Origin of the sequence: Clostridium sp. K13, assembly GCF_019734195.1 — a bacterium.
Lineage (GTDB): Bacteria > Bacillota > Clostridia > Clostridiales > Clostridiaceae > Clostridium.
In genome coordinates, this window is sequence record NZ_JAASHM010000021.1 from 63,238 (window position 1) to 82,524 (window position 19,287).

Below are 19,287 nucleotides of genomic sequence, written 5' to 3' on the forward strand. Positions count from 1 at the left end.
AAGTTTAATTTTTATAATAAAAAAAAGCTGAAAAGGACAAGAATACTCCTTTTCAGCTAATGCTCAACACTTATTGATAGCACGCTAAAATTTAACTTCTATATTATATTAATATTATTTTACAATACAAATTATAACATTTCAACTATTTATATGAAATTTTTTCTATAAATATAAAAAAATTTATTATTTGTAAGTTCTTTGTTTTCTATAACTTTTCCCTTCTTATAGAAGATTTTATAAATAATTGTTCTAAATTCTCCTTATCATCACTTTCTAATGAAAGTTTTATCTTATCTAATTCCTTTTCAAAATTATTAATTGCTTCAAGTAAATTTTCCTTATTTCCTAAAAATAACTGACTCCATAAAGATTCGTTTATATTTGCAATTCTAGTTAAATCTCTATAACTATCTCCTATAAACTCTCCTGTATTTCTACCTTCAACATCGCTATTTATCAAAGCTACAGCAAGTGCATGAGGTAATTGACTTGTAAATGCAATCATCTCATCATGATACTTAGGACATATTCTCTTTACATGCTTAAACCCCATTTTGTATGCTAAATTTTCAATTAAATCTAAATTTTCATCCTTATTTCTATCTATAACCGTTATTAAAAAATTAGCACCTTTAAATACTGTATTTGTAGCATAATCTATTCCCTTCTTTTCTCTACCAGCCATAGGATGTGCAAAAACAAAGTCAATATTTTCAGGTAATATTTCAATTATCTCATTAATAAATAATTGCTTAATTCCTGTAACATCTGTAATTACTGCACCATCTTTAAAATGTTCCTTATTATTAATAATAAAATTTTTAACTAAGTTAGGATAAATAGCCAATACAATCAAATCAGCCTTTTGAACTATTTCCTGCTCATCTTCATATCCTTCCTTAATAATACCTAAAGCCTTTGCCTTTTTAAGAGTTTCCTTGCTTTTATCTATACCATAAACTTCAGTATAACCTGCTTCCTTAAGTGCCATTGCATATCCACCACCAATAACACCAAGCCCTACAATAACAATTCTCATAATAACCCCCAAGTTATAGTGTGAGTTTTTGGATTAAGCTTATTAAAAATCTATGTGTAAACTGAAATAAACTGCGAACTACAGTGAGAACGAAAAATGGAATATTAATTTTTTCTCTTCACTGTTTTTCTTAGTTTTCCGACTTATAGTTAACGACTCCTGCTACAAATTTGTATTACAAGTCGTTAACTTTAGGGGGATTCTGCTTAAATTGTAGACTTAAGCTTTAGTTCGCAATTTATTTCAATTTTTCACATAAATCCTTCCTCTCTCCAAAGACTCCTTCTAAATTCTTTTACCTTCCATTTCAGCTAAAACTTTTACCTTTTGCATTACTTTATTAAATAATTCTGGTTTTAGTGATTGTTGTCCATCACTTAATGCACATTGAGGATTATTATGAACTTCTATCATAAGTCCATCTGCTCCTGCTGCTATTGATGCCTTTGCTAGTGGTTCAACTAAATGCCAGTATCCTGCTGCATGACTTGGATCTACTATTACTGGTAAATGAGATAACTTTTTAACAACTGGAATTGCACTTAAATCTAATGTGTTTCTAGTATAAGGTTCAAAAGTTCTTATACCTCTTTCACAAAGAATTACATTTTCATTTCCACCTGCCATTATATATTCAGCGCTCATAAGCCATTCTTCTATAGTTGATGATAAACCTCTCTTAAGTAAAATTGGCTTATCTGTTTTACCAAGTTGCTTTAATAAATCAAAGTTTTGCATATTTCTAGCACCAACTTGAATTACATCAACATCTCTTACAAATTCGTCAATATAATCTGTAGACATTATTTCTGTAACTATTGGCAATCCAGTTTCTCTTTTTGCAATTTTTAATAAATTTAATCCTTCAAGCTCTAATCCTTGGAAACTATAAGGTGAAGTTCTTGGTTTAAAAGCTCCACCTCTTAAGAAGTTTGCTCCTGACTCTTTTACTGATTTAGCTATTTCAATTATTTGTTCTTCACTTTCAACAGAACATGGTCCAGCCATAATTCCAAGATTATTTCCACCAATTAAAGTTCCATTTACATTAACTACTGTATCCGCTGGCTTAAACAATCTATTTGCCTTTTTAAAAGGCTCTTCAACCTTTAATACCTTATCAACTCCATCAAAAGTTAATATTTTATCTGCATCTATACATCTTGTTTCCCCAACAACACCAATTATGCAAAATGTTGACCCTTGAGAAAGGTTAACACCTAGCCCTAATTTAATTAATTCACCTTCTACATTTTTAATTTCTCTTTCACTACATTTAGGATTCATTACAATAATCATTCCTACCATACCTCCATACTACTTTAAATTTATATTTCAAATTACTCCTATACTATAAGGAATTTTAAGTTGTCTTTTAATTTAACTTATAATCAAATTTTAATTGAGATAAGATTAGCTATCTTATCTACAATCTCATCAAGACTTCCTGTATTTTCCACTCTATAATCACAATAGTTCTTATAAAGATTATATCTTTCATCATATAATTTATATAATACTTCTTTACCATTTGCTAGTAAAGGTCTCTTTTCAACCTCTATATCACTTAATATATTTTCTACCGGTCTATCAATAAAAACTACTATAGAATTATTCTTTAAATACTCTATATTTATTGCTTTTTTAACAACCCCTCCACCTGAAGAAATAATAGTTTTTCCTTTTTCTCCAAGCTCTCTACATGTTTTAGTTTCTATACTTCTAAAATAATCTTCTCCATTTTTGAATAACTCAATAATAGTTTTTCCTTGTTTCTTTTCAATATAAAAATCCATGTCAATAAATTCATAATTCAGTTTATCTGAAAGTAAATTTCCTACTGTAGTTTTTCCACATCCAGGTAACCCTATCAGTGTAATACTCTTCTCCATATCCTTCATACTTACACTCCTACTTAAAATCTTTTAATATATCATCATATATATAGTTTATTAGTTCTTCACTTATTTCTTTATTATTAAATATAGCTTGACTTTTTACTGCCTGACCAACAAGCATATGCAATCCACCTATAGCAACCTTTCCTTGTTCTGTTGCTAGTTGAAGAAACTTAGTTTGTGTAGGATTATATACTAAATCTACGGCCACATCATAATTTTTAACTACGTCACCATTAACTACAGATTTATCAACATTAGGATACATTCCAACTGGTGTTGTATTAATTATTAGATTACCTTTTATTTCATTTAACTCATCATAATTAATTATAGATATCCTTTTATTTAACATATTCAAACTAATGCTTTCTGGTGTCCTACTTACTATATATATTTTTTCTATATCATTATCTAATAAATAAGTAATTACAGCCTTACAAGCACCACCAGAACCTAGTATAACTGCAGTTTTATTTTTCAGTTCAATATTTTTACTCTTAATCATAACTCCAATTCCAAAATAATCAGTATTATAACCATAAAGTTTATTTTCCCTTAACATAACTGTGTTAACAGCACCTATTCTAGTTGCTTCATCTGAAATATAATCTAAATATTCCATTATACTTTCTTTATATGGAATTGTAACATTAAATCCTTTTATCTTAAGTAGTTTTACTGACTCTACAAAATCTTCTAATCTATCTTTAGGAATTTCAAATAATTTATATGCACCTTCAGTATTATTCTTTTCTAGTATTATCTTATTGATTCTTGGGGATAAGCTATGACTTAACTTTTCACCTAACAATCCATAGAACTGCATTTAAACACCCCCTTTGATTAGTTACTTTCCATAATCCTAGCAACTAACCTTCTTGTAGTTTCCAAGTAATTTAAAGTATTCACTTTTTCCTTCAATTAGCTTAATTGCTTTTTTTACATCATCATTTTCTACATTGCCTTCAAAATCTACATATAAAAGATATTGCCAAGGCTCATTTTTACTTGGCCTTGATTCTATCTTAATCATATTAATATTATTTTCTGCAAAATGTCTTAAAAGATTATATAGGGTACCCGACTTATCATCTAGTGAAAACACTACCGTAATCTTATTACATTCATTTGATGATTCTAACTTTCTTCCTATTATAATAAACTTTGTATGATTATTATCTTTATCATTTATTTCATTTTTGATTACATCTAAACCATATATTTCTGCTGCTCTTAAACTTGCAATGGCTGCCTTTGACTTATCATTAATTTCTGAAATATATTTAGCACTTATTGCTGTATTATGAAATGGTATAAGCTTTAAGTTATTATAATTACTTAAAAACTCTCTACTTTGTTCAAAGCCTTGAGGATGAGAATATACTTCTTTTATATCTTCAAGTTTAGTTCCCTTTATTCCAATTAAATTCTGATCTATTTTTATACACTCTTCTCCAACTATATATAGACCATACTTAGCTAATAAATCATAAACAGTAGTTATTGCTCCTGTACATGAATTCTCTATTGGTAATATTCCATAATCAATTTTATTATTTTTTAAGGCTAAAAATACATCTTCAAATTCTTCATAATCAGTAGTTGTATGATTTTCACCAAAATATTTAATCATTGCTTCTTCACTAAAAGAGCCTTTGACACCTTGATAACCAATCTTAATATTTTCTAAATCTCTTTTATTTTCATTATTTGATATATTTTCTTCTATTAACTCTCTATTATTATCTTCATTAGAATTAAACATATTTCCTTGAAGACTTCTACTTAACTCCATTAAATTAGTAAAAAATTTTTCAGTAAGCTTTGAATATTCTTTATTATTAAGCCTATTAATATTCTTTTCTATAACTTCAGCTTCTCTAGCTTCATTAAGAATAGGAAGATTATTTTCTATTTTATATTCTGCTACCTTTATTGCAACATTCATTCTTCTTTCAAATAACTCAACTAACTCTTTATCTATCTTGTCAATTTCTTTCCTGCATTCTGAAAGATCCACTCTGATTCACCACCTTTATTTAGCTACAAATTACTTTTTCAACTATTCACCAATTCTAAAATTCCAATAGCTGTTACCGCTTCTATAACTGGAAGAGCTCTTTGAACTATACATGGATCATGTCTTCCTTCTATACTAAGCTTAGTTTCTTCCATAGTAGCTATATTAACAGTATTTTGTTCCTTGAATATTGATGCTGTTGGCTTAATTGCAACATTGAAAATTATTGGCATTCCATTAGTTATTCCACCTAAAATTCCACCATTATTATTAGTTTTTGTTTTAATATTTTTACCATCTAAATAATATTCATCATTAGCTTCCGAACCTCTCATCCTAGAAATATCAAAGCCTTTTCCAAATTCAATTCCCTTAACTGCAGGAACTGAAAACATTAAGTGAGCTAATGTTGATTCTACTGAATCAAAGAATGGATTACCAACTCCAGGCTTTATACCTAAAACTGCACATTCTATAGTTCCACCAATAGAATCCATATCTTTTCTTGCATTCATAACCTCTTCTCTCATAGAATCTTCTAAGTTTGAATTAATTAAAGGTAATTCTTTACCTTTAAATGACTCTATTAACTCTTCAGTTATATCACATTCTAAGAAGCTTTTATCATTAACACTTCCTATAGAATTAACATGAGCTGAAATAATTACTCCTTTTGATTGTAATATTTGCTTACAAATAGCTCCTGCAAATACTAAAGGTGCAGTAATTCTTCCCGAAAAATGACCTCCACCTCTGTAATCATTAAAACCATCATATCTTATACAACCTGTATAATCTGCATGTCCTGGTCTCATTACATCTTTAAGCTTTGAATAATCTTTAGATTTCGTATTAGAATTTCTTATTATTGCACAAAGTGGTGTTCCTGTGGTTTTTCCTTCAAAATACCCACTTAATATTTCTGGAATATCTCCTTCTTTTCTTGGCGTTGATAATGGACTTTTTCCTGGTGCTCTTCTTCCCATTTCTACCATTACCTTATCCATATCAATAGGGAACCCTGAAGGTAATCCATCGATATTAATTCCTATTGCATTTCCATGAGATTCTCCAAAAATAGATATTCTTATATTACTTCCCCACATTCCACTCATGTACATTTCCTCCTAAAGCTTTGAAATCCTCAAAGAAGTTTGGATAAGATTTTGCTATACATTCATAATCTTTTATTACTATTGGCTCTTTACATCTTGTAGAAGCAATTGCTAAAGTCATTGCTATTCTATGATCTTTATGACTCCACACTTCTACTCCACCTTGTAATTTTTCTACTCCTGTAACTATTAATCCATCTTCTTTTTCAATTATTTTAGCACCTAATTTATTTAACTCTGATGTTACTGCCGCAAGTCTATCACATTCTTTAATTCTTAATCTTCCTGCATTTATTATTTCTGTTGTACCATTTGTTAAAGCAGCTACAGATGTAAGTACAGGTATAATATCTGGACATTGACTTCCATCAATTACTGTACTCTTTAACTCTCCATTAAGAGTAGCACTTACCCCTATATCATTTGCTTTAAATACAACATTCATTCTTTCTAATATATCAATTACTTCTTTATCGCCCTGAAGAGAATTTAAATCTAAATCCTTACATAATACATCATTACCTAATGCATCTGCTGATAAGAAAAATGCAGCTTGAGAATAATCTCCCTCAACTCTATAATTTATTGCCTTATATTTTTGATTTCCCTTAATAATAAACTCTCTATAATCATTATTAATTACTTCTATTCCAAAATCATTCATTGCCCTTAATGTTAAATCAATATATCCCTTAGACTCCATTTCAGTAGTAATTATAATTTTAGAATCTTCCTTTAACAATGGTAATGTAAATAGTAAGCCAGTTATGAATTGAGAACTTACATTACCTTCTACTTCAAAGGTTCCAGGCTTTAATTCTCCATTTATAACTAAATTAAGGTTACCTTCTTCATAAGAATATTCAATTCCTTGATTATCAAATATATTATAATAAGTAGTTAATGGCCTTTTTCCTAAATTACCTCTACCTATAAATTTATTGCTACCTTTAAATAATAGTGAAATAGGAACTAAAAATCTTAAAGTTGATCCAGATTCATTACAATCAATAACTCTACTTTCCTGTGGCTTTTTAGAATTTCCATATGCCCCTATTACCTCTATATGATTTTTATATTTTACTATTGTAGCTCCCAATGAATTCATTGCTGCAATAGTTGCTATAATATCATCTGAATAATCTATATTTTCTATAATACATAATCCATCACTTAAAGCTGCACAAATAATTGCTCTATGTGCCATACTTTTTGAAGGAGGAATTTTAACTTCTCCTTTTAGTTTAGATGGAACTAACTTTAAATCTGCCATATCACACTTCCTCCATTGCTCCGGTATCTTGCCTCAGGGGAGCCCCTGGTGCACCTATTAATTGAAAAATTCTGCCGTTGTTTTATAAATTTTAGAATTTCCTATTTCTTTTAATATAATAATATTTAATTCTTCACCTAATTTTTTCTTATCTAAATTAATTGCTTCTAATATATCTTCAATATTAACATCCATTTCATATGGAAGATTATACTTTATTAAAATATCTTTAATTCTTTGTGCTGTATCTTTTTTACTTAAGGCTTTTTCCTCACTAATCTTACTTATTACATACATTCCAATAGCAACACCTTCACCATGACTATATTTAGTATAATTATAATGTTGTTCTATTGCATGACCTAAAGTATGCCCAAAGTTTAAAAGCATTCTTTCACCTTTATCTTTTTCATCATTTTCCACAACCTGTCTTTTAATATCACAACATTTGTGGATAACTAATTCCATATTGTTCATCAATTGTTGATTATTTTCCATTTTTTCAAGATATTCAAAAAACTCTTTATCTTTAATACATCCATACTTAATTACTTCAGCCATTCCATCTATAAAAAATCTATCTTCTAAAGTATTTAAAACATCTGGATCTATTAACACACATTTTGGATGATAAAAACTTCCTACTAAGTTTTTTCCTCTATCTAAGTCAACTGCAACTTTCCCTCCAACACTGCTATCAACTTGTGCTAAAAGTGATGTTGGTATTTGAATAAAATCTACTCCTCTTAAATATGTAGAAGCTACAAAACCTGCTAAATCTCCTATAACGCCCCCACCTAAGGCAATTATTAAATCACTTCTAGTTAAATTAAAATCTAGAAGTTCATTGTATACAACTGGTAGTGTATTGAAGTTTTTAGTTTCCTCACCAGGCTCTAATGATACTACCTTAACTTCAAAATCATTATTAATTAATTGATTACTAACTTTTTCACCATAATATTTATTTACATTATCATCCGTAATAATAAATATCTTTTTCCCCTTGTACACCTTTTTTATTTCTTCAGAAACTCTATTAATAATTCCCTTTTCAATAATTATAGGATAACTTCTTTCTTTTAAATCAACTACTAATTCCATACTACTGTCCTTTCTTGTTAAAGAATGAATAAGTAAAAGTGAAAAATTAAGAGTTAATGATGAAACTCCTTAAGGAGTTTCTAAATAATATATAAAAAAACTCTTTAGAAGTTTTCTCCCTCTCTTTTCACTATTAGTTCTTAACTTTTCACCCTTCCCTAAAAATTAAATTTCTCTTCCAACCGCTGCCGCTATCATCTTTAAGTCTTCCATTAACTTTGCAAACACATCTGGTTTTAATGATTGTTGTCCATCACATAATGCCTTTTGAGGATCATTGTGTACTTCAATTATAAGTCCATCAGCACCAACTGCAACTGCTGCTTTTGCTAAAGGCTCTACTATCCACCATTTTCCTGCAGAGTGACTTGGATCAATTACAACAGGTAAATGACTTAATTTTTTAATTGCTGGTACTGCACTTAAGTCTAAAGTATTTCTAGTATATGTTTCAAATGTTCTTATCCCTCTTTCACAAAGAATAACTTGTTCGTTTCCACCTGCCATAATGTATTCTGCACTCATTAATAACTCTTCTATTGTTGCTGATAAACCTCTCTTTAAAAGTATTGGTTTATTTACTTTTCCTAATTCCCTTAATAAATCAAAGTTTTGCATATTTCTTGCACCTACTTGAATTATATCAGTTTTTTCAACAAATGTTTCTATATCATATGGTGACATAAGCTCTGTCACTATTGGTAATCCAGTTTTAGCTTTTGCTTCATTTAATAAATCTAAACCTTCATATTTTAATCCTTGGAAGCTGTAAGGAGAAGTTCTTGGTTTAAATGCTCCACCTCTTAAAAAACCTGCCCCATGTTTCTTAACTTCATCAGCTACTAAAGTGATTTGATCCTTACTTTCAACTGAACAAGGTCCTGCTATTATTGCTATTTTATTTCCTCCAATGGTATGTCCATTAACGTCAATTACTGTGTTTTCTGGATGAAATAATCTATTTGCCTTCTTAAAAGGCTCTTGAACATGCATTACTCTTTCAACATTAGGATTTGCTTCAATGTATGATGGATCTATTTTTGTTGTATCCCCAACTAATCCTAATATACTCATTTCAGTTCCTATTACAGGATTAACTGTAACCCCTAAAGATTCTAGTTTTCTTGTTATTTTTGTTATTTCCTCATTGCTTGTTTTTGGTTTTAAAATTACTACCATTTAATTTGCCCCCTTTAAATTTAGTTAGGAGTTATTAGTTTTACTATCTTATATACTATTCTCCTTAACATTGTTTTATATATTTGAAACACCTTCTCCCTTAAGGTCGAATGTGTAACTTCAACTAACCAAATCAAAAATTTGGAGTTTCAGCTATAAAAAAAGAGAACCCTTAATGAGTTCTCTCTTATAAACTATACTTTTAATACACTTTTAAATATTAAGATATATAAAAAGGTTCACTAAACACTCATTAGAAAAGCTTTGTATTTATTTTTGCAAAAGAAATAGCCAGCGCTATAATAAAAGCCCCAGAATATAAAGTAAAAAAAGCTATAAAATTTTGCTAATAAATTCTTTTCTAATCCTTTCATAATATATACCTCTTTAAAATTAATAAATTCTTTTCTCTAATTCTAACCATAATTAACCACTTTGTCAATCTTTTTACATTTGTTTTTCTTTTATATTGTCTTATTTTCTACTATTCTATAAAATTGGTGCTAATAATCTTATTAACGATTCTTTAATTTTTAAATTTCTAGACCTTTTATAATATTCTTCTTTAGTTACTAATTTAGATTTTAATTGATCATTTAAAAATATATTTTCTTGTTCTTTAGATACTTTTTCATCATAAATAAATGCATTTACTTCAAAATTCAATTTAAAACTTCTTATATCCAAATTAGCAGTTCCAATACTGCATACTTCTCCATCTGCAACAATTGTCTTAGAATGAATAAATCCATTTCCATAGCGATATATTTTTATTCCATAATCTATTAACAATCCTATATTAGCACTAAGCATCCACTCCATAAAGAAGTGATCTGGAGCACCAGGAACTATAATTCTAACATCTACACCTGAAAGTGCTGATATTTTTAGAGCTTCAAGCATTGAACTATCTGGAACTAAATAGGGCGTTTGAATATAAACATAATTTTTAGCATTATTTATAATTTTCATATATGAATTTTTAATATATTCTTCCATATGGTCTGGTCCCGATGATATTATTTGCATACCAACATTACCAGCTATCTCTGGTGTAGGAAAATACATTGACATATTCCCCATATTCTCATGAGCTGCATAATCCCAATCTAATATAAATCTCTTGTTTAATTCATTAACAGCCTCTCCCTTTACTCTAATATGAGTATCTCTCCAAAATTTAAACTGCTTTCCTTTATTAACATACTCATTTCCAACATTAAAGCCCCCAACATATCCGATTTTACCGTCTATTACAACTATTTTTCTGTGATTTCTATAATTAATACGAGTATTTATATGTGGTAAAACTCCAGGAAAAAATATAGCCATTTTTATTCCGTAAGATTCTATTTCTCTAATTATTTTTTTTGTAATTAGTCTTGATCCCATTCCATCTATAAGTAATCTAACTTCAACCCCATCTTTTGTTTTCTCTCTTAATTCCCTTATTAATGCTTTTCCTAAATCATCATACCTAAAAATATAGTATTCTATATGTATAAAACTTTTTGCAGCTCTAATGTCATTAAATAAATCTCTAAATTTATCTTCTCCATTAATATATGTTTTTACATCATTATTAATCGTATAAATTGCTCCTGAATGATTATAGTTCATTAAAATCAAATCCTCATAATTTTCATTTATTTCACTATCAAAATTAGACAATTCTAATTTTCCCCTTAATCTATATCTTTTAATTTTATCTGCAAGTTTTTTTTCTCTGAATATCTTTTGTCTACTTAAATTTTGCCCTAACAATAAATACAAAATAAATCCTATTCCAGGTAAGGCAATTAATATTATAAGCCATGCCCATGTAGTTGTAGGCTCTTTTCTTTCAATAAATATTAATGATAATGCAGATAACAAATTTAATAGAAAAAACATTACTAGTAATACTATATATGCCATAATCATTAATTCCTTTCAAAACTTAGCTATTTCTTATTATTATACATCAAGAAAGTATCATTTAATACAATTAACTAAATTATACATAAAAAGAACCATACCTCTCAGTATGGTTCTTATATATAGGAATTTTTAAATATTAAGCAAAGTATCTGTTTAATAATCCTTCGAAAGCTTTTCCGTGTCTAGCTTCGTCTTTACACATTTCATGAACTGTATCATGGATTGCATCTAAGTTTAATTGTTTAGCTAATGTAGCTAAATCTTTCTTACCTTGAGTTGCTCCGTGTTCTGCAGCTACTCTAGCTTCTAAGTTAGCTTTTGTATCAGCAACAACTACTTCTCCTAATAATTCAGCGAATTTAGCAGCGTGTTCTGCTTCTTCGATAGCTATTCTCTTGTAAGCTTCAGCAACTTCTGGGAATCCCTCTCTATCAGCTTGTCTTGACATTGCTAAGTACATACCTACTTCTGTACATTCTCCAACAAAGTTAGCTCTTAATCCTTCGATTACTCTTTCATCTACACCTTGAGCAACTCCGATTCTGTGCTCATCAGCAAATACTAATTCTCCTGCTTGTTCTACGAACTTATCAGCTCCAACATGGCATAATGGGCATTCTGCTGGTGCAGTTTCTCCTTCATGAACATATCCACATACTGTACATACAAACTTCTTCATATTTCCATTCCTCCTAAATTTTCATATAATACTTATTTTTTCTATATTACTTTTCTATTATATACTACAAAAGTACAGGCTTCTATACCTTTGTAGTATTTTTTTTAACTCTTATGCGAAGTATCTGTTTAATAATCCTTCGAAAGCTTTTCCGTGTCTAGCTTCGTCTTTACACATTTCATGAACTGTGTCATGGATTGCATCTAAGTTTAATTGTTTAGCTAATGTAGCTAAATCTTTCTTACCTTGAGTTGCTCCGTGTTCTGCAGCTACTCTAGCTTCTAAGTTAGCTTTTGTATCAGCAACAACTACTTCTCCTAATAATTCAGCGAATTTAGCAGCGTGTTCTGCTTCTTCGATAGCTATTCTCTTGTAAGCTTCAGCAACTTCTGGGAATCCCTCTCTATCAGCTTGTCTTGACATTGCTAAATACATACCTACTTCTGTACATTCTCCAACAAAGTTAGCTCTTAATCCTTCGATTACTCTTTCATCTACACCTTGAGCAACTCCGATTCTGTGCTCATCAGCAAATACTAATTCTCCTGCTTGTTCTACAAACTTATCAGCTCCAACATGGCATAATGGGCATTCTGCTGGTGCAGTTTCTCCTTCATGAACATATCCACATACTGTACAAACGAATTTTTTCATAATTTTATTCCTCCTAAAATCCTTATATATATATTTAATTTTCTTAACTTCTAATTTATTTGTTCTTTTGTTTTTGTGTTTCTTTCGAATCACCCTACATCTATTATTATATAATAATTATTATTAATTACAAGTCTTTTTTGAAAAAAATTAAAAAAAACTTCTAATTGATAATACATATCAACTAGCATTATTACTAGGTTTATCCATTGTTCAATAGATACTGATTATCAATTGATATATTATCAAAAAATAAAGAGCTGAATCATTTGATACAACTCTTTATACAATATCTTAGTTATTTCAATTTTATTATTGACTTAAATAAATCCCCATCAGCTTCAACTTTAAAGCTACCATTATGAAGTTCTATTATACTTTTGGCAATAGCAAGACCTAATCCAGATCCATCTGTACTTCTTGATGAATCTCCTCGCTTAAATCTATTAGTTATTTCATTTGTATCAAAACTTAATTCATAAGCTGATATATTTTTCATTATTATAGTTACTTCATCATTTTCTTTAAACATATCAATATATACTCTTGTATTACTTAAAGAGTACTTCACTATATTAGAAAGAAGATTCTCAAATACTCTATATAACCTCTTTCCATCAGCATTTATAAATATCTTTTCATCGGGAAGATTTAACTTGATATCTAAATTACGTTCTCTAAACCTTTCATCATTTTCTCCTAATGATTGCTTTAATAATTGTCCAATATCTATTTTTGTAATATTAAGTTCCATTGCTCCACTAGCTGCTTTAGATGCTTCAAATAAATCCTCTATTAAAACCTTAAGTCTTTGAGCCTTTTTATCTAATATATTAATATAATCCCTAGCATTTTCTGGCTCTATTTCTTCTCTCTTTAATAAATCTATATAATTTATAATTGAAGTTAAAGGTGTTTTTAAATCATGAGAAACATTAGTTATAAGCTCAGTTTTCATATTTTCGCTTTTCATCTCATTTTCAACAGACTTCTTTAATCCTTCTTTTATATTATTTATATCATGTGCCAGCTCCTTAAGGTGCCCTCTTCCCTTTTCATCTATCTTATAAGTTAACTTTCCTTCTGCAGCAGCCTTAGCTCCAACCATTATCTTATCTATATAAACTAAGTCTTTAATTAACATTATTAAGTATATAATTGTTAATATAATTCCTGCAATTATTCCTATTGGCCATATATAAAACATTGCTGATAAGAAAAATAATACTAATCCAATTGATACATATAAAGATGTCATTATTAAGAAGGTTCTTATTATAGACCCTCTATTCATTACATCACTTAAATAATTCCAAACCTTAATAGTAATATTATTTTTAAATAATGTTCCCTCATTATAATTAATAATCAATACTCTTATTAATAAATAGCAAATTACTATTACCACTGTTCCCCAAACTATTGAACTTAAATTTAATCTTCTTATATAGTTGTTTGAATTATAATAAATATGAGAACCAGTATTCCAAATTATCCATGCCAGGACTACTGTCCCTATTTTATATTCAATAGGATAATCTTTAACTTTATTTATTATTTTTTCTATATCAACTGATTTCACCTTATTTTTAGCTAAGTATAATAAGCAAATAATTAATAATGCCAAAAATACTATAAATGCTATACAGCTTAAATAAAAGCTAGTAACATTTTTCTTTACCTTCATAAAGCTTTCATAAACCACATCTCCTGATTGAATTTCTTTAGGCATCCATATATATAATGTTACATTATGTTTTTCAGTATTATAATTGTATCCATAATATTGTTCTGTATTAATTGAAGTTTCATATGAAGTATTACCAAAATATCTAGATCCATAAGTATGATTATCAATAAACTTATTTAAAGGACTATTTACATCTATTTGTTTACCATTTATATAAATATTCTCTATCACATTACCATTATAATAAATATTTACTTCTTTAAAATATCTGCTGTTTTTCTTTGTATATTGAATATCTTGCTTTTCTCCACCAATCCAAATATCATTCAATTTATCATAAGCAGAAAATTTTAAATTAACATATGAATTTAACTGATTATTTAAATCACTTGCACTATTACTTTTTCTATTTAAAATATATTCAATTAACTCTTCATCAGTCAAAGTATATTTTTCATCTATTTTATCTCTTTCTTCTTGTAATATTTTTTCTTGTTGCTCATAAGTTAAACTATTAAAGGTATTGTCGTTATATTTAGACGAACTAAACTTCTCAAACTCAGCGTTTGCCTTATTATTTAACTCGTCCCTACATATATCAACATCATTTTGGGTAATATTATCTTTATCCTTTGTATAATTAGGTGATTTATAATATAGTGAATATCTTTCTACTAAATTTGTATACTCATTAATATTTCCTGCTACTTGAGTTTGTGTATATATTCTATCTGGTACAACATATCCTAAGTTATCCTTAACTTCTAACAAAGATAAAATCGTAGTTGTTAATACTATTGCTGTTATAATATAGATTATACTACTCTCAAGTTTATTTCCTTTAAAGATATTCTTTCTTTTTGACTTTTCACTTTTTTTCTCTATAATTTCTGGCTCATTGCTTCCATTGTTAGTGTTTTTCGATTTTATATCCAATTCCCCACACCACCTTTAAATATTTCGGATCCTTAGGATTAATTTCAATTTTCTCTCTAATCCTTCTTATATGAACTGCTACAGTATTTTCAGCATTATAACTTGGTTCTTTCCAAACCTTCTCATAAATTTCATCTATAGAAAATACTCTTCCTTGATTTCTAAGTAATAACTCTAATATTCCAAATTCAGTTGCTGTAAGTTTTATTAATTCTCCATCAACTAACACTTCTTTAGCCTCTGGGTTTAAAGATAAACCTCCACTGCTTATTATTTCAGTTGTTTCTTCTTTTTTATTAGCATAATTTCCAAAGACAGTATACCTTCTTAATTGTGATTTAACCCTTGCTATAAGTTCTAAAGGATTAAATGGTTTTGTTATATAATCATCAGCTCCCATATTAAGACCTAATATTTTGTCCGTATCTTCTGATTTTGCAGAAATCAAAATAATAGGTATATTTTTCTCTTGTCTAATTTTCATAGTAGTTCTAAGCCCATCCATGTTAGGCATCATTATATCCATTAAAATAAGCTGTATATCATTTTCCATTAATGCTTCTAATGCCTCTAATCCATCATAAGCTTTTATAACATTTATCCCTTCATTTCTTAAATATATCTCAATAGCATCAACTATTTCCTTATCATCATCTACTACCAATACATTACCTTTTATCATTTCTAACAACACTCCCTTCGTATTGTATTATTATACCATGTCACTCATTTTATATTTATATATTAACAATAAAGTCTTACAAAAGTTTTATCATATTTATTAAAAATTTATTAAGATAAATTACGCAAAAAAGCTAGTAATACAGTTTCTGTATTACTAGCTTTATAAGTTATATAGTTAATAAAAGGCCTGCTATTGTAGCACTTAGAAGATTAGCAAGAGTTCCCGCTATTATAGCCTTCCATCCTAAACGTGCAATATCACCTTTTCTACTCGGAGCCATACCACCTATACCACCTATTAAAATTGCTATAGATGAAATATTAGCAAATCCACATAATGAAAAGGTAACTATTGCTATTGTTTTTGCTGATAATGTACCCATTATTTGTGAAAGACTAGTAAAAGCTACAAATTCATTTAATATAATCTTTTGACCTATTAATGAGCCAGCTGTTACTGCTTCACTCCAAGGTACACCAATAATAGCTGCCACTGGTGAAAATATATATCCTAAAATAGATTGTAAGCTTAATTCTGAAATTCCAAACCAACCTCCAATCCATCCTATAATTCCATTAATAAGTGCTATTAAAGCAACAAATGCAAGTAATATAGCTGCTATGTTAAGAACTAAACCTAATCCATCTATCGCTCCCTTAGCTGCTGCATCAACAACATTCGCTGAATCATCCTTAACCATTTCTATCTGATCATTTACTTTTGCTTGTTTTATTTCTGGTATTATAATTTTAGACATTATAAGACCTGCTGGTGCTGACATAAAGCTTGCAGATACTAAGTATTCTATTGGAATACCAAGTAATGAGTAACCAACTAAAATTGATCCTGAAACCGATGCAAGTCCTCCAACCATAACAGTAAATAATTCTGATTCAGTAAGTTTTTCAACATACGGCTTAATTAAAAGTGGCGCTTCTGTTTGACCTAAAAATATATTAGCTGATGCTGATATAGTTTCTAGCTTTGATGTTCCTAAAAGCTTAGATAAAGCCCCTCCTATAATTTTTATAATAAATTGCATAATTCCTAAATAATATAATACTGATACTACTGCGGATATAAATATAATTACTCCTAAAACATTAACTGCAAATATACTTCCATCATTAGTTAAAGAACCAAATAAGAACTTAATTCCTTCATTTGCATAATTGATTACTGATTGAACCCCTAGTGCTATCTTGCTTAACACATATCTACCTACACTCCATTTTAAAGCAGCAAGTGCAAATGCAAATTGAATTAAAAATCCAATTATCACTGTTCTCCACTTAATCTTGCTCTTATTATTTGAAAGCAAAAATGCTACAAGAAATATAAATGCTATTCCTATAACACAATTTAATATTGCCATAATCTCACTCCATCCTTTGTTAAATATTTTTTCTTATTTAGTTTTATCAAAAATATAATGTTATATTCTAAATATACTAATATAATGTTAAATAGAATTTACTAAAAAAACACAAATTACTTCAATTAACTAAACTTTAATCTAGTTAATTAAACCTTAAATACACACTATTAATAAAAATTATATTATCTAATTTCTTTCCCAAAAGGCATTAATGATAATTTCGCCATTTTTAAAGATTGCATTGCAAAAGGTATCCCTATAATAGTGATACATAAAAATAAAGCACTAATTAAGTTTGCAATACATAACTCTAATCCACCCAATATTATCCATAATATATTTAAAATCAAACTTCCACTACTATCACTAACTGTAACTACCTCTTTTCCAAAAGGTGCAAGTTGTAATCTTGCCATTTTAAAACACTGTATTCCAACTGGTATTCCTATAATACTAATACACCAAAGCATTCCTATAAATACCCATCCTAAGGCTCCAAAGAAACCACCAAATATTAGCCAAACTATATTTCCTAAACAGGACATTTTATCGCCTCCATCTTTTTCTCATTTGTTATTAAAAATTTTTCATATTATCTTTCAAATAAATTAACCTTTAATAACCTTTTTGTTTTGTCGAATTTTGCAACATAAAAATAACCTCATAGATTATATACCGATATATACGTAAATATCAATAATAATCTATGAGGCTTATTCAAAAAATTTATTATATATTAGCTATTTTTTACTAATTGATAGTATAACTTGATATTATATCTCCAAAGTACAATGTATGGTAATCTTCTAAAGGATATTTTTCATCATTTATAGTTTTATCTAAATTTGCTTCACTCATAGTTGTTTTATAAATCACCTTACACTCAAAGTGCATTCCTTCCACTTCTAATACAGGTGTTCTAATCTTTTCACTATTTACAGTTGATATATTTAGCTCCGCTAATTTATTCATATCTTTTCCACTTTTACTTCCTAAAAAAGCTAGTTCTTTATTCATCTTTTCATAAGGTATTGTAACTGTAAATTCTTTTGATTTTTCAATAATTCCATATGTATATCTTTGAGGTCTTACCATTACCATAAATACAGGCTTTCCCCATATGAATCCAATACTTCCCCAAGCTATAGTCATTGAATTAACCTTATTACCCGTCTTAGTGGTCAAAAATGCGCCCTTACTTAATATCTCCATATTCTTTTCTAAATTTTCATTATACTCTACGCATTTCTTTATCATAGTAGATCCCCCTTTTTATTAAAACCCTTAATTAATAATCTTTTCAATAAATTTTATAAAAAACTTTATATTTATAACATTGTACCAATTTTTCCCACACTTATCAAAGTATACGCTTTTCTTGACTTATTATAACAATCTACTATATAATTAATTATTATTTAAAATATTATTAATAAATTATATTGCATTGAAAAGGAGTAGTACTATAACCTTGTAGTCTTTAGAGAGCTGTTGGTTGCTGAAAAACAGTGATACATGTATAGGAACTTGCCTTGGAGCTTACTTGTTAAAAGCAAGTACGGAGTCCCCGTTACGGATTTGAGTGAGAGTTTAGTCAGTGACAAGTGATAAGTGACAAGTAACAAGTTTAATCCAAATCGGCTTTGCTGATTTTATAAACTAACCACTAACTTCTAACTACTAACTCTAATAAGAGTGGTACCGCGAATTT

General features: G+C 28.5%; 17 protein-coding genes and 1 other annotated feature (1 of these 18 only partly in view). All 17 genes read right to left on the reverse strand.

All coding sequences use genetic code 11. The features are described 5' to 3' along the window. Positions 1-208 precede the first annotated feature (208 nt). The 17 genes from HCG76_RS12285 to HCG76_RS12365 all read right to left on the reverse strand — a co-directional run bounded on the left by HCG76_RS12285 (position 209) and on the right by HCG76_RS12365 (position 18,833). Positions 209-1,042 carry a prephenate dehydrogenase gene (locus HCG76_RS12285; RefSeq protein ID WP_221701047.1) on the reverse strand — a complete coding sequence of 278 codons (834 nt, stop codon included), beginning with the start codon at positions 1,040-1,042 and terminating at the stop codon, positions 209-211. A gap of 285 nt (positions 1,043-1,327) precedes the next feature. After that, a complete protein-coding gene (aroF, locus tag HCG76_RS12290) occupies positions 1,328-2,341 on the reverse strand; it encodes a 3-deoxy-7-phosphoheptulonate synthase (protein WP_221701046.1) in 1,014 nt (337 codons plus the stop codon). A 92-nt stretch (positions 2,342-2,433) separates the two neighbouring features. Further along, positions 2,434-2,934 (reverse strand): shikimate kinase, encoded by a 501-nt coding sequence (locus HCG76_RS12295; protein ID WP_221701053.1) that lies wholly within the window; start codon positions 2,932-2,934, stop codon positions 2,434-2,436. A gap of 19 nt (positions 2,935-2,953) precedes the next feature. Beyond that, positions 2,954-3,769 carry a shikimate dehydrogenase gene (gene aroE / locus HCG76_RS12300; RefSeq protein ID WP_221701045.1) on the reverse strand — a complete coding sequence of 272 codons (816 nt, stop codon included), beginning with the start codon at positions 3,767-3,769 and terminating at the stop codon, positions 2,954-2,956. Between the two features lie 36 nt (positions 3,770-3,805). Beyond that, the gene (gene pheA / locus HCG76_RS12305) at positions 3,806-4,963 is read right to left on the reverse strand and encodes a prephenate dehydratase (RefSeq protein WP_221701044.1); all 1,158 of its coding nucleotides are present in this window, start codon (positions 4,961-4,963) and stop codon (positions 3,806-3,808) included. A gap of 38 nt (positions 4,964-5,001) precedes the next feature. Beyond that, the gene (gene aroC, locus HCG76_RS12310; protein WP_221701043.1) at positions 5,002-6,078 is read right to left on the reverse strand and encodes a chorismate synthase; all 1,077 of its coding nucleotides are present in this window, start codon (positions 6,076-6,078) and stop codon (positions 5,002-5,004) included. After that, complete coding sequence (gene aroA / locus HCG76_RS12315; protein ID WP_221701042.1) at positions 6,056-7,351, reverse strand: 3-phosphoshikimate 1-carboxyvinyltransferase; 1,296 nt, start codon at positions 7,349-7,351, stop codon at positions 6,056-6,058. The genes aroC and aroA overlap by 23 nt, the downstream gene beginning before the upstream one ends. Before the next feature lie 57 nt (positions 7,352-7,408). After that, positions 7,409-8,455 carry a 3-dehydroquinate synthase gene (gene aroB, locus HCG76_RS12320; protein WP_221701041.1) on the reverse strand — a complete coding sequence of 349 codons (1,047 nt, stop codon included), beginning with the start codon at positions 8,453-8,455 and terminating at the stop codon, positions 7,409-7,411. A 165-nt stretch (positions 8,456-8,620) separates the two neighbouring features. After that, positions 8,621-9,634 carry a 3-deoxy-7-phosphoheptulonate synthase gene (gene aroF / locus HCG76_RS12325; RefSeq protein ID WP_221701040.1) on the reverse strand — a complete coding sequence of 338 codons (1,014 nt, stop codon included), beginning with the start codon at positions 9,632-9,634 and terminating at the stop codon, positions 8,621-8,623. Positions 9,635-10,123: 489 nt separating this feature from the next. Next, positions 10,124-11,557 (reverse strand): cardiolipin synthase, encoded by a 1,434-nt coding sequence (gene cls / locus HCG76_RS12330; RefSeq protein ID WP_370777776.1) that lies wholly within the window; start codon positions 11,555-11,557, stop codon positions 10,124-10,126. 133 nt (positions 11,558-11,690) lie between these two features. Continuing rightward, positions 11,691-12,233, reverse strand: a complete 543-nt coding sequence (locus HCG76_RS12335; protein ID WP_148321318.1) for an NADH peroxidase — start codon at positions 12,231-12,233, stop codon at positions 11,691-11,693. 111 nt (positions 12,234-12,344) lie between these two features. Further along, positions 12,345-12,887, reverse strand: coding sequence for an NADH peroxidase (locus tag HCG76_RS12340; protein WP_148321318.1), 543 nt, complete (start codon positions 12,885-12,887; stop codon positions 12,345-12,347). Positions 12,888-13,185: 298 nt separating this feature from the next. After that, positions 13,186-15,513: a sensor histidine kinase gene (locus HCG76_RS12345; RefSeq protein ID WP_221701038.1), complete on the reverse strand. Its 2,328-nt coding sequence runs from the start codon at positions 15,511-15,513 to the stop codon at positions 13,186-13,188. Next, positions 15,488-16,195, reverse strand: a complete 708-nt coding sequence (locus tag HCG76_RS12350) for a response regulator transcription factor (protein ID WP_221701037.1) — start codon at positions 16,193-16,195, stop codon at positions 15,488-15,490. The genes HCG76_RS12345 and HCG76_RS12350 overlap by 26 nt, the downstream gene beginning before the upstream one ends. Positions 16,196-16,364: 169 nt before the next feature. Next, a complete protein-coding gene (locus tag HCG76_RS12355) occupies positions 16,365-17,573 on the reverse strand; it encodes a NupC/NupG family nucleoside CNT transporter (RefSeq protein ID WP_221701036.1) in 1,209 nt (402 codons plus the stop codon). Between the two features lie 185 nt (positions 17,574-17,758). Then, positions 17,759-18,121 carry a YccF domain-containing protein gene (locus HCG76_RS12360; protein WP_221701035.1) on the reverse strand — a complete coding sequence of 121 codons (363 nt, stop codon included), beginning with the start codon at positions 18,119-18,121 and terminating at the stop codon, positions 17,759-17,761. Positions 18,122-18,326: 205 nt separating this feature from the next. After that, positions 18,327-18,833 (reverse strand): flavin reductase family protein, encoded by a 507-nt coding sequence (locus HCG76_RS12365; protein WP_221701034.1) that lies wholly within the window; start codon positions 18,831-18,833, stop codon positions 18,327-18,329. Between the two features lie 181 nt (positions 18,834-19,014). Next, positions 19,015-19,287 (forward strand) — a binding site (T-box leader); it runs 17 nt beyond the window's last position.